General features: G+C 72.0%; 11 protein-coding genes. 7 read left to right on the top strand and 4 right to left on the bottom strand.

All coding sequences use genetic code 11. The features are described 5' to 3' along the window. Positions 1–62: 62 nt before the first annotated feature. The 5 genes from bioF to bioC all read left to right on the top strand — a co-directional run bounded on the left by bioF (position 63) and on the right by bioC (position 5059). Positions 63–1268, top strand: coding sequence for an 8-amino-7-oxononanoate synthase (gene bioF, locus CEK69_RS06065; RefSeq protein ID WP_152244431.1), 1206 nt, complete (start codon positions 63–65; stop codon positions 1266–1268). After that, a complete protein-coding gene (locus CEK69_RS06070) occupies positions 1265–1618 on the top strand; it encodes a hypothetical protein (RefSeq protein ID WP_152181201.1) in 354 nt (117 codons plus the stop codon). The genes bioF and CEK69_RS06070 overlap by 4 nt, the downstream gene beginning before the upstream one ends. Positions 1619–1666: 48 nt before the next feature. Next, positions 1667–2428 carry a pimeloyl-ACP methyl ester esterase BioH gene (bioH, locus tag CEK69_RS06075; protein WP_017916789.1) on the top strand — a complete coding sequence of 254 codons (762 nt, stop codon included), beginning with the start codon at positions 1667–1669 and terminating at the stop codon, positions 2426–2428. A 712-nt stretch (positions 2429–3140) separates the two neighbouring features. Further along, the gene (locus CEK69_RS06080) at positions 3141–3923 is read left to right on the top strand and encodes an SDR family oxidoreductase (protein ID WP_152244433.1); all 783 of its coding nucleotides are present in this window, start codon (positions 3141–3143) and stop codon (positions 3921–3923) included. A 245-nt stretch (positions 3924–4168) separates the two neighbouring features. Further along, on the top strand, positions 4169–5059 hold the full coding sequence (gene bioC / locus CEK69_RS06085; RefSeq protein WP_152244435.1) for a malonyl-ACP O-methyltransferase BioC: 891 nt from the start codon (positions 4169–4171) through the stop codon (positions 5057–5059). Here bioC and CEK69_RS06090 read toward each other — a convergent pair. From CEK69_RS06090 to CEK69_RS06105, 4 genes are all read right to left on the bottom strand, one after another. Beyond that, positions 5027–6541: a glycosyltransferase family 39 protein gene (locus CEK69_RS06090; protein ID WP_152244437.1), complete on the bottom strand. Its 1515-nt coding sequence runs from the start codon at positions 6539–6541 to the stop codon at positions 5027–5029. The genes bioC and CEK69_RS06090 overlap by 33 nt on opposite strands. A gap of 116 nt (positions 6542–6657) precedes the next feature. Continuing rightward, positions 6658–7086, bottom strand: coding sequence for a ketosteroid isomerase-related protein (locus tag CEK69_RS06095; RefSeq protein WP_017908628.1), 429 nt, complete (start codon positions 7084–7086; stop codon positions 6658–6660). 31 nt (positions 7087–7117) lie between these two features. After that, a complete protein-coding gene (locus tag CEK69_RS06100) occupies positions 7118–7741 on the bottom strand; it encodes a YdcF family protein (protein WP_017914486.1) in 624 nt (207 codons plus the stop codon). After that, positions 7738–8697, bottom strand: coding sequence for a pyridoxal-phosphate dependent enzyme (locus CEK69_RS06105; RefSeq protein ID WP_152244439.1), 960 nt, complete (start codon positions 8695–8697; stop codon positions 7738–7740). The genes CEK69_RS06100 and CEK69_RS06105 overlap by 4 nt, the downstream gene beginning before the upstream one ends. A 164-nt stretch (positions 8698–8861) precedes the next feature. Here CEK69_RS06105 and CEK69_RS06110 point away from each other — a divergent pair, with 164 nt between their 5' ends. Next, positions 8862–9383: a hypothetical protein gene (locus tag CEK69_RS06110; protein ID WP_043094298.1), complete on the top strand. Its 522-nt coding sequence runs from the start codon at positions 8862–8864 to the stop codon at positions 9381–9383. Positions 9384–9892: 509 nt separating this feature from the next. After that, positions 9893–11782, top strand: coding sequence for a tRNA uridine-5-carboxymethylaminomethyl(34) synthesis enzyme MnmG (gene mnmG / locus CEK69_RS06115; protein WP_152244441.1), 1890 nt, complete (start codon positions 9893–9895; stop codon positions 11780–11782). The last annotated feature ends 308 nt before the right edge of the window (positions 11783–12090 follow it).

Here is a 12090-nt window from a genome sequence, read left to right on the forward strand (position 1 = left end):
GGCGGCGCCCGGCCCGGCCGGGGACGCGCTACGCTAGCCCGCCAGATGCCCGTCCCGCGCCCATGGCCCGTCCCGACCTGCACGACCGCATCCAGTCCGCGCGCGCCTTGCGCGAAGCGCAGGGGCGCCTGCGCGTGCGCCGCAGCGTCGGCCGCCGCGACGGCGTGCGCCTGGAAGTGGACGGCCGCTGGCTGACCGGCTTCTGCAGCAACGACTATCTGGGCCTGGCGCAGCAGTTCGAAGTGGTCGCCGCCCTGCAGGACGCCGCCGCGCGCGAGGGCGCCGGCGCCACCGCCTCGCACCTGGTGTGCGGCCACCACGCGCTGCACGAGGCGCTGGAACGCGAGATCGCCGACTGGCTCGGCTATCCGCAGGCGCTGCTGTTCGGCAGCGGCTTCATCGCCAACCTGGCGGTGCAGCAGGCGCTGCTGAGCGAGGAAGAGGACGTGTGCGTGCAGGACCGGCTCAACCACGCCAGCCTGCTCGACGCCAGCCGCCTGGCCGGCTGCCGCCTGCGTCGCTACCCGCACCTGGATGCCGAAGGCGCGATGCGCCAGCTCAAGCACGCCGCCGACGGTGCGGCGATGCTGGCCACCGATGGCGTGTTCAGCATGGACGGCGACGTCGCCCCGCTGCGCTCGCTGGCGCTGGTGGCGCGCACGCAACAGGCGCTGCTGTACGTGGACGACGCGCACGGCGTCGGCGTGGTCGGCCCGCAGGGGCGCGGCAGCGTCGCCGAGGCCGGGCTGGGTGTCGACGACGTTCCGCTGCAACTGGTGACCCTGGGCAAGGCACTGGGCGGCTACGGCGCCGCAGTGGTCGGCGATACCCCGCTGATCCGGCATCTGGCCGAAACCGCGCGGCCGTATCTGTACACCACCGCGCTACCGCCGGCGCAGGCCGCGGCCTCGCTGGCGGCGGTCAAGCTGGCGCGGCGCGACCAGTGGCGGCGCGAGCGGCTGGTCGAACTGATCGCCCTGTTCCGCGGCGGCGCGCGCCGTCACGGCCTGGAACTGATGGCCTCGGACACGCCGATCCAGCCGCTGCTGTGCGGCGAGGAGCGCACCGCGCTGGCGTGGTCGGCAGCGCTGGAACAGGCAGGCTACCTGGTCTCGGCGATCCGTCCGCCGACCGTGCCGGAAGGCAAGTCGCGGCTGCGCGTGACCCTGTCGGCGCTGCACACCCCGGCGCAGGTGCAGGCGCTGCTGGACGCGCTGGCGCTGGCACGCGATCGCGTGGCCGCGCATCCGCCCGGCGTGCCGGCGTGAGCGCGACCGACCTCGCCGCGCGACGCGCGGTGTGGGACGCGCTGGCCGAGCTGTACCTGGACGATGCGGTCGACGCGCGGCATGCGCAGATCGCCGCGGTACTCGCCGCCTCGCCGTTCGCCACCGATACGCTGTGGCAGATGCTGCGCGAGGACGTGCATCCGCGGCTGGCGCCGAACCTGCTGACCACGGCCGGCGCCTGGCAGGTCATCGACGGCGACTGGCTGAGCGCGGCGATCCAGCAGCGCCGTGGTGCGCATCGCGTGTCCGCCTGGCGCACCCGCGACTATCCGCGCCAACAGTGGCGCCTGCTGCTGCCGCAGGTGCTGGCGCAGCGCGCGGCGCACTGACGCGGCAGCCGACGCTGCCTTTCCTGTTCTTTCGCAACGACGACAACGATGCATATCGACACCCTGGGGCAGGGCCCCGATCTGGTCCTGCTGCACGGCTGGGCGTTGAACGGCGGCATCTTCGCGCCCTTGGTCGAGCGCCTGTCGGCGCAGTACCGCCTGCATCTGGTGGACCTGCCCGGGCACGGCCACAGCCGGGGCGACGACACGCCGCTGGCATTGCCGCACGTGGTCAGCGCAATCGCCGCGGCCACGCCGCCGGCCGTGTGGCTGGGCTGGTCGCTGGGCGGACTGTTCGCGTTGCACGCCGCCGCCACGCAACCGCAGGTGCGCGGGCTGGCGATGCTCGCGGCGACGCCGCGCTTCGTACGCGGCAGCGACTGGCCGCACGCGGTGGAGCCGCAGGTGTTCGAACAGTTCGGCCGCGATCTGGCCGAGGACTATCGCGGCACCCTCGAGCGCTTCCTGGCGCTGGATACGCTCGGCTCGGCGCACGCGCGCGCCGAACTGCGCACCCTGCGCGAAGCGCTCGACGCCCGCGGCGCGCCCGACCCGCACGTGCTGCAGGACGGCCTGACCCTGCTGGAACGCACCGACCTGCGCCGCGCCCTGCCCGGCCTGCGCGTGCCCAGCCTGTGGATCGGCGGCCAGCGCGACCGCCTGGTCCCACCCGCAGGCATGGAGGCCGCCGCGGCGCTGGCGCCGAACGCGCGCGCACTGATCGTCGCCGGCGGCGGCCACGCCCCGTTTCTCGGCCATGCCGATACGGTCGCCGAGGCGCTGCGTGGATTTATGGCGACGCTGGACTAGCGGCGTCGCGAAGCGCGTTCCACGGTGCTGTCGTAGGAGCGGCTTCAGCCGCGACACGCCTGCTGCATCAGGTCGCGGCTAAAGCCGCTCCTACAGGCGTTTGCGACGAGCCCGCCGGGTGCACTGTGGGAGGGACTTCAGTCCCGACGCATTGCGCCATCGGAAAGCGCACACCGTCTCGCGCGTCGCGCGCTGCATGACAGTTGACTCCCACACTGCATCAGGCGACCCGCACCGACGTCAGAAAGACGCAAGCGGCTCCGCCGTGGGACTCAACTGTCGTGCCGCCACGACAAGCGAAGACGAAAGCCGACCGACACCCTCCGTCGTCGGGACTGAAGTCCCTCCCACAAGGATGCCCGGCTCATCCTGTGGGAGCTACTTCAGTCGCGACGCATGGCAATCGAACGCAGCGCAGCGACGTCGCACCAACACGTGTCTTGCGTGCTCGACTGTCTTGCAGTCGCGATGTGACGAAGCCCAAAGATGGCCGACACCCTCCGTCGTCGGGACTGAAGTCCCTCCCACGAGGATGCCCGGCCCATCCCCGTGGGAGCCACTCCGGTCGCCACGCATGGCAGCCGAACGCAGCGCAACGAAGTCGCTCCAGCACATGTCCTGGGCGCTCAACTGTCCTGCAGTCGCGGTGTGACGCTGGCCGCCACAGCGCCGATGTCCGATCATCGCGACTCCTTCGAACCGGAGTGCAAGCATGGACCTGGGAATCGCCGGCAAGTGGGCACTGGTCTGCGCCGCGAGCAAGGGGCTGGGACTGGGCTGCGCGCAGGCGCTGGCCCGCGAAGGCGTGCATGTGACGATCGTGGCGCGCGGCCAGGCCGGGCTGGAGGCGGCCGTGGCGCAACTGCGCGCGCTCGACGGCGGTGGCGAGGTGGTCGCGGTGGCGGCGGACATCGCCACCGAGGCCGGACGCGCCGCCGCGCTGGCCGCCTGCCCGCAGGTCGACATCCTGATCAACAACGCCGGCGGGCCGCCGCCGGGCGATTTCCGCGACTGGGAACGCGAGGACTGGCTGCGCGCGCTCGACGCCAACATGCTGGCGCCGATCGCGTTGATCCGCGCCACCGTCGATGCGATGCAGGCGCGCGGCTTCGGCCGCATCGTCAACATCACCTCGGCCGCGGTGAAGGCGCCGATCGACAGCCTGGGGCTGTCCAACGGCGCGCGCGCCGGCCTCACCGGCTTCGTCGCTGGGCTGGCGCGGCGCACGGTGGCGCACAACGTCACCATCAACAACCTGCTGCCGGGGCAATTCGACACCGACCGCCTGCGCGGCAACATCGCCCACGCCGCGCAGCGCGAGGGCGTCGATCCCGCCGACCTGGCCGAACGCAAGCGCCGGCAGATTCCGGCCGGGCGCTTTGGCACCGCGGAAGAGTTCGGCGCGGCCTGCGCCTTCCTGTGCAGCGCGCAGGCCGGCTACCTGAGCGGGCAGAACCTGCTGCTGGATGGCGGCAGCTATCCGGGGGCGTTCTGAAGAGCCGGGAGTGGGGATTCGGGAGTGGGGATGCACAGCCGGTTCGCATACCTGGTCGCGACGAATGCGGATCGCGCTGATCCGCTTGTCATCGCTGGATGTGCGCGACGACAAGGCGCCGGAAACGCGATGCAGGATTGAGACGCACAGCCGCCGCACCCGGCGTCCGGTCGGCGCGCAGTACGGAACGCGGTGATCCGCGCCGCTGCTGGCCGCAGCACGACCCGGGCGGCGATAATGCGCGGATGGATCCTTCCGCGTTCGACTCCCAGCACATCCGCCGCGCCTTCGCGCGTGCCGCCGCCAGTTACGATGCCGCCGCGGCGCTGCAGCGCGAGGTGCAGGGGCGCTTGCTGGAATCGCTGGACTACCTCGGCGACCGCGTGCCGCAGGTGGTGCTGGACGTGGGCAGCGGCCCGGCGCATGCCGCCGCGGCGATGAAGAAGCGCTGGCCGCGGGCGCAGGTGATCGCGCTCGACCAGGCGCTGCCGATGCTGCAGCAGGCCAAGCGCCAGACCGGCTGGTGGAAGCCGTTCGGCCGCGTCTGCGCCGATGCGCGCGCGCTGCCGCTGGCCGAGCACAGCGTCGATGTGATCTTCAGCAATCTGTGCCTGCAGTGGGTCGAGGACCTGCCCGCGGTGTTCGCCGGATTCCGCCGCGTGCTGCGCCCCGGCGGCCTGCTGCTGTGTTCCAGCTTCGGCCCGGACACCCTGATCGAACTGCGCGAGGCCTTCGCCCAGGCCGACCGGACGACGCCGCACGTGAGCCGCTTCGCGCCGATCGCGCAGTTCGGCGATGCGCTGATGCTGTCGGGCTTCCGCGATCCGGTGCTGGACCGCGACGTGTTCAACCTGACCTATCCGGACCTGCCCGCGCTGATGCGCGAACTGCGCGCGATCGGCGCCACCAACGCACTGCAGGCGCGCCGCCACACCCTCACCGGCCGCGGCCGCTTCGCCGCCGCCAGCGCCGCCTACGAGCCGCTGCGCGGCGCCGACGGCACCCTGCCCAGCACCTGGGAAGTGATCTACGCGCACGCCTGGGCGCCGCCGCCGGGCGCGCCGATCCGCGAAGGCGGCAGCGAGATCGCCGCGGTGCCGCTGTCAGCGATCCCGATCCGCCGCCGCGGCGACTGAGCCAGGCAGCACCCGGAACAGCACCCGACCCTGGTAGGGCATCCCCAACGCTTGCGCCTGTGCGCCCTGCGCGGCGATGCGCGCGGCGACCTGCGGCCAGGCCTCCTGCTTGCACACCCACACCCGCCCGGCGCGCGGTTGCCGCAACACCGTGAGCAGATCGGCGTCGTATTCGGGACCGAAGCGCGGCGCATCGCGCACTGGGTCCAGGCGGATCTTGCGTACCTGCGCGCCCAGCTCCAGGCGCAGGCCGTAGCGCGCCATGTCCTCGACGAACACCACCTCGCGCACCGGCGCATCGGCACGCTGCGCGATCGCCTGCGCCCAGGCGCCGGCATCCTTGTGCGTGGGCAGCAGCGCCACGGCCAGTTCGAGCGCCAGCAGCAATCCGCACCAGCCCAGCAGCCACGGCCAGCGCCACGGCGCCCGGCCCTCCTGCGCGCGCTGCCACGCCGCCAGCAACGCCAGCGGCACGAACAGCGGCAGCACGTACAGCGGCAGCCGTGAGCGCGACAGGCACAGCACCAGCAGCGGCAGCAGCAGCCACAGGGTCAGCAGCAGCGGCGCGGCCTGCTGCAGGCGCAACGCCGGATCGCGCCACCACTGCCGCAGCTGCCGCGGCAATTGCCAGGCCCAGCGCGCCAGCGCCGGCGTCCACGGCAGCGTGCCCAGGACCAGGATCGGCGCATACGCCACCGCCCAGCCGTACCACTGCGCGTTGCGCCCGAACGCATCGCTGGCCACGCGCTTGACCACCTCGTCGCCGACGAAGTACTGCAGCAATCCCGGATGGCCGTGGATCACCGCCAGGTACCAGGGCAGCGCCAGCACCACGAACAGGGCGATGCCGGAGAGCTGCAGCGCGCGCCGCGGCGGCCCGGGCGTCACCGCGTTGAACAGCAGCAGCGCCGGCAGCGGCAGCAGGCCAGGCGGGCCCTTGGTCATGAACGCCAGGGCGAAGCCGGCCCACATCGCCGCGATCCAGCGCTTGCCCTGTCCGGGCGGATGCGCCCGCGCTTCGACGAAGGCCCACACCGCCAGGGTCTCGCAGGCGGCGAGCAGGAAGTCGGTGGAAATCCATTGCGCCGCGCCGAACGGTGCCAGCATGGTCGCGTACAGCAGCGCCGCCTGCGCCGGCAGCTCAGGGCGTTCGGGAAACAGCCGCGCGGCCAGGCGCCACACCAGCAGCACGCACAGCAGGTAGGACAGCGCCGATGGCAACCGCGCCGCCCAGGGCGACGGCCCGAACACGGCGACGCTCGCGGCGATCGCCCAGTAAGTCAACGGCGGCTTGGTCCAGTGCGCCACGTCCTCGCTGCGGCGGGGCGTGAGCCAGTCGCCGCTGTGCAGCATGTTCAGCGCGACATTGGAGTAGCGGCCCTCGTCGGCATCCCAGATGCCGCGGGCGCCCAGCAGGGCCAGCGCGAGCGTGCAGGCCAGCAGCGCCACCGCGACGGCCGGGGAACGAAGCAGCGCGCGCATCGGCAATCCTCTCGTTCGACGCGGCGACCTTAGTCACCGCGCCTGCGGCCGCAGATGACGGCCGGCGGACAGTTTTGCGACAGCGCGAACGCGCCGGCCTCAGGCCGGCGCGTGGCTCAGGCGGAGACCTGCGCGATCCAGTCTTCCAGGTTGTAGTAGTTGCTCACCCGGGCGATCCTGCCGTCGCGGATGTCGAAGAACGCCCCGCCCGGCAGCACGTAGCGCTGGCCGCGCGCCTCCGGCAGGCCGGTGTCGGTGTGGTGGTATTCGCCATGCACCACGTACTCGGCGGCGGCACGGCCGCCGTCCTGCGCGGCCAGCACCACGATGTCGTGCAACTGCTCGCGGTAGCTGGCATTCATGCGCTGCAGGAAGGCGGCGAAGACCTCCTTGCCGGTCTCGCGCGCGCCCTGGTTGAGATCGTGGGCGACATCGTCGGTGAGCATGCCCAGCATGCCGTCCCAGTCGCCGCGGTTGAACGCCGCGTAATAGGCCTGCACCAGGGCGATGGTCTGGTCCTGCGCAGGAACTCCGTGGTTGCTCATGGCTGCCTCCCTCGGGCCGTGGAAAGGCCCATCATACGGTCTCGCCGCCGTGCTCAACGCCCCGCTCCAGCAGGTCGCGATGGAAGAAGTACAGCTCCTGCAGCAGGAAGCGCCAGCGGGTCTGGAAGCTGCGGAAACGGCTGCTCGGGGTCGACGACGCCAGCGCGTCGATCTGCAGTTCCTGGCACAGCCGCAGCGCCCGTGCCATGTGCAGCGGATCGCTGACCACGATCACCCGGTGCAGGCCGTGTTCGCGCATCAGCCGCCGCGCCTCGATCAGGTTCTGCCGGGTGGTGCGCGACACCGTCTCGATCAGGATCGCGTCGGCCGGCACGTCGTGGCGCAGCGCGTAGCGCCGGGCCACCTGCGACTCGGCGAAGCGCGCGCCGTTGCCGAAGCCGCCGGTGAAGATCAGGGTCGGCGCGTAGCCGCGCTGGTACAGGTCCAGGCCATGACGGATGCGCTCTTCGAACACCGGCGACGGCTTGGCGTCGTAGGCCGCGGCGCCGAGCACGATGATCGCGTCGGCCGGCGCCGCCTGGTCGCGGTCGCCGACCCAGACGATGTAGATCGCCACGCCCAGCAGCCACAGCCCCAGCAGCGCCGCCAGGCGCAGCAGCCAGCGCAGCCAGCGGAAGCCGCCCCGCGCGCTCATGCCGCGCCCCACGGCAAGGCGTCCAGGTCGACGTTGCCGCCGGACAGGATCACCCCCACCCGGCGCCCGGCGAAACGCGCCGGCTGCGCCAGCACCGCCGCCAGGGCGATCGCCGAGGACGGCTCCACCACCTGCTTGAGCACCTGCCACAGCAGCCGCATCGCCGCCTCGGTCGCCGCGTCCTCCACCACCAGCACCTCGGCCTGGCCGTGCAGCAGGGCGAAGTTGGGTTCGCCGAGGGTGCCGCGCAGGCCGTCGCAGAGCGTGTCCGGGACCATATCCACCCGGCGCTCGCCGGCGGCCAGCGAGCGCGCGGTGTCGGCGGCGCCGGCCGGCTCGGCCAGCAGCAACTGCGCCTGCGGCGCCCGCGCCGACAGCGCCAGGCGGCTGCCCGCGGCCAGGCCGCCGCCACCGACCGGCACCACCAGCAGGTCCAGCCCGCCGCTGGCGTCCAACAGTTCCAGCGCCGCGGTGCCCTGCCCGGCGATCACCGCAGGATCGGCATAGGGATGCACCAGAGTCGCACCGGTATCGCGCTGCACCTGCGCGCACAGCGCCTCGCGCGCGGCGATGCTCGGCGCGCAACGCCACAGCGTGGCGCCGTGGCGGGCGATGTTGGCGAGCTTGGCGGCGACCGCGCCTTCCGGCACCACCACATGGCAGCCGATGCCGCGGGTGCGCGCGGCCAGGGCCAGCGCCGCGCCATGGTTGCCGGAGGAATGGGTGACCACCCCGCAGGCCGCCTGCGCCGGGTCCAGCGCCCACACCGCGTTGCAGGCACCGCGGAACTTGAACGCGCCGCCGCGCTGCAGGTGTTCGGCCTTGAAGTACAGCTGCGCGCCGGTGGCGGCATCCAGCGCCCGCGAACGCAGCACCGGGGTCGGCCGCGCGTGCGCGGCAATGCGTGCGGCGGCCGCCAGGACGTCGCCGAACTCGGGCAGAAAACGTGAGACCATGCGCGAAAGGGTAGCGTATCGTCGCCAACGTGCAGCGCCCGCGACCCGCGCCGGTTCGCCGTCGTTGCGCGCAACTTAAGCGTTCAAGTGCAGCCGATGAAGTTAAGGGGGGATTCAATGCCACGGACCGAACCTGTCAGCCAGTCTGCTGGAGGGCAAACGCCATGAAACTGCGCCTGATCTGCGCCGCTGGACTGCTGGCCGCACTGGGCGGCTGCGCCACCTACGACTACGCCGGAGGCGGCGAGGGTGGCTACTACCGTGGCGCCCCGTCGGTCGAATACCGCTACCCGGCCGGCTACTCCGAGTACTACTCGCCCTACGGCGCGGTGCCCTACTACGGCTACGGCCCGTCCTATTACGGCTACTACGGGTACGGCGTGCCGTATTACTACTACCGTGGCTACGATGGCCCGCGCCACCGCCCGCCACCGCGTCCGCGGCCGGACGACGGCGGCTCGCGGCCGCCGTCACCGCCGCCCAGCGTGGGTGGTCGGGTACCGACGCCGTGGCGCGACATGGACCGCCTGCGCCGTCCGGACGCGCTCAATTCGGCGCCGCGGCCGCAGTCGATGCAGCCGGCCCGGCCGGCGATGCAGCGTCCCGAGGGCATGCAGCGCCCGCCGGCGCCGCGCCCCGGCAATATGGGTCGCAGCAATGGGACACGTCGCACACTCGAACCCTAAGAAAGGGCTTGCGTTCGCCTCTCCCAGCACGCACTCTACGTCCTACGGGGTGACCGCCTGCGTCGCTTTATGACCCGAAGGGGTCGACCCCACCGTCTATGTCGATGTCCGACAGGGAAATCTGGATCCCCCCTGTTCCGGCCCTGTCGGGCGTCGGCGCCTCACAACGAAAAGCCCCGGTCCGCCGGGGCTTTTCGCGTTGGGGCCTTGCCATTGCTGGGGTGGCGCCGGCGACCGGCGAAAAACGGGCATAAAAAAGGGCCGGTAGTCCCCCGACTACCGGCCCCCAGCTCCCCCAACGTGCGCGTGACTGGCCCCTGTTCCAATTCCAGTCATACGCCCCTGACGCATTGCCACGTTGGGTGCAGTGGGAATATCTGCAGATTGCGTGCCAACTTGAGGCCCGGATCCGCAATTTGTGATGCAACCGCTAAAATTCCTGTTCACACCCTGGGCGACGTCCCGTGTCGCCCCCTGCCGCCGGCCCCGCGCCGGCCGACGAGACCCCGATGAGCGATTCCTTCTACCGCCATGACGTGATCGTGATCGGCGGCGGCCATGCCGGCACCGAGGCGGCGCTGGCGTCCGCGCGTGCCGGCGCGCGCACCCTGCTGCTGACCCACAACGTGGAGACGGTGGGGGCGATGAGCTGCAACCCGGCGATCGGTGGCATCGGCAAGGGCCACCTGGTCAAGGAGATCGACGCGCTGGGCGGGGCGATGGCCCACGCCGCGGATCTGGCCGGCATCCAGTGGCGGACCCTCAATGCCTCCAAGGGCCCGGCGGTGCGTGCGACCCGCTGCCAGGCCGACCGCAGCCTGTACCGCAGCGCGATCCGGCGCCTGGTCGAGGCGCAGCCGAACCTGACCGTGTTCCAGGCCGCGGTGGACGACCTGGTCATGGACGGCGAGCGCGTGCGCGGCGTGCTGACCCAGACCGGGCTGCGCTTCGAGGCCGCGGCGGTGGTGCTGACCGCCGGCACCTTCCTGGCCGGCAAGATCCACATCGGCCAGACCCAGTACGCCGGCGGCCGCGCCGGCGATCCGCCGGCCACCGCGCTGGCGCAGGCGCTGCGCGACGGCCGCTTCGGCGTGGACCGGCTCAAGACCGGCACCCCGCCGCGCATCGACGGGCGCAGCCTGGACTATGCGGCGATGGAGGAACAGCCCGGCGACGATCCGCTGCCGGTGATGTCGTTCCTGGGCGAGGTGGCGCAGCATCCGCGCCAGGTCTCGTGCTGGATCACCCACACCACCGAGCGCACCCACGCCATCATCCGCGGCGCGCTGGACCGCTCGCCGCTGTACACCGGCCAGATCGAGGGCATCGGCCCGCGCTACTGCCCCTCGATCGAGGACAAGGTGGTGCGCTTCGCCGAGAAGGTCAGCCACCAGATCTTCGTCGAGCCGGAGGGCCTGGACGTGGTCGAGATCTACCCCAACGGCATCTCCACCTCGCTGCCGTTCGACGTGCAGCTGGAGCTGGTGCGCTCGATCCGCGGCTTCGAGCGCGCCCACATCACCCGCCCCGGCTACGCCATCGAGTACGACTTCTTCGACCCGCGCGGGCTCAAGGCCTCGCTGGAGACCAAGGCCATGCCCGGGCTGTTCTTCGCCGGCCAGATCAACGGCACCACCGGCTACGAGGAAGCCGCCGCGCAGGGCCTGATCGCCGGCCTCAACGCCGCGCGCCAGGTGCGCGGGCTGGAACCATGGTCGCCGCGCCGCGACCAGGCCTACATCGGCGTGCTGATCGACGACCTGATCACCCACGGCACCAGCGAGCCGTACCGCATGTTCACCAGCCGCGCCGAGTACCGGCTGCAGCTGCGCGAGGACAACGCCGACGCGCGCCTGACCGGCATCGGCCACGACCTGGGCATCGTCGACGAAACGCGCTGGGCGCGGTTCCAGGCCAAGCAGGAGGCGGTGGCGCGCGAAAACGAGCGCCTGCGTGCGCTGTGGGCCACGCCGGGCAACGCGCTGGGCCGCGAGGTCGCGGCGACGCTGGGCGTGGCGGTGAGCCGCGAGACCACCGTGCTGGACCTGATCAAGCGCCCGGAGCTGGACTACGCCGCGCTGATGCGGGTGCCGTCGCTGGGTCCCGGCGTGGCCGACGCGCAGGTGGCCGAACAGGTGGAGATCGGCATCAAGTACGCCGGCTACCTGGACCGCCAGCGCGACGAGATCGCGCGCCAGCAGCGCCACGAGGACACCCCGATCCCGGCCGCGTTCGACTACGCGCAGGTGCGCGGGCTGTCGGCCGAAGTACAGCAGAAGCTCGAGCGCGTGCGCCCGCAGACCGTGGGCCAGGCGCAGCGCATCCCCGGCATGACCCCGGCGGCGATCTCGCTGCTGCTGGTGCACCTGGAACGCGCGCGCCGCAGCCGGGTGGCGTGATCGATCGCGAACGCGCATCGCGCGCAGCACCCCCACGCAGGAGCGGCTTCAGCCGCGACCTGGGCGTGTCGGCAATGCCCCGTCGCGGCTGAAGCCGCTCCTTTGTTTTTCCCTTCTCCCCTCGGGAGAAGGTGCCCCGAAGGGGCGGATGAGGGTACGGATGGTGCACTAAGGTCCGGAGGCGGCGCTGCGCTCCCGGACCCTCACCCCAACCCCTCTCCCGGGGGGAGAGGGGCTTTGACTACGGAAGCCGACGCATCCGCGCGACTGGCACATGGTTCCAGACGAAGCAGCGCGTGCCAGCGCCG

It is taken from the genome of Xanthomonas sp. LMG 12462 (assembly GCF_009192885.1).
Taxonomy (GTDB): domain Bacteria; phylum Pseudomonadota; class Gammaproteobacteria; order Xanthomonadales; family Xanthomonadaceae; genus Xanthomonas_A; species Xanthomonas_A sontii.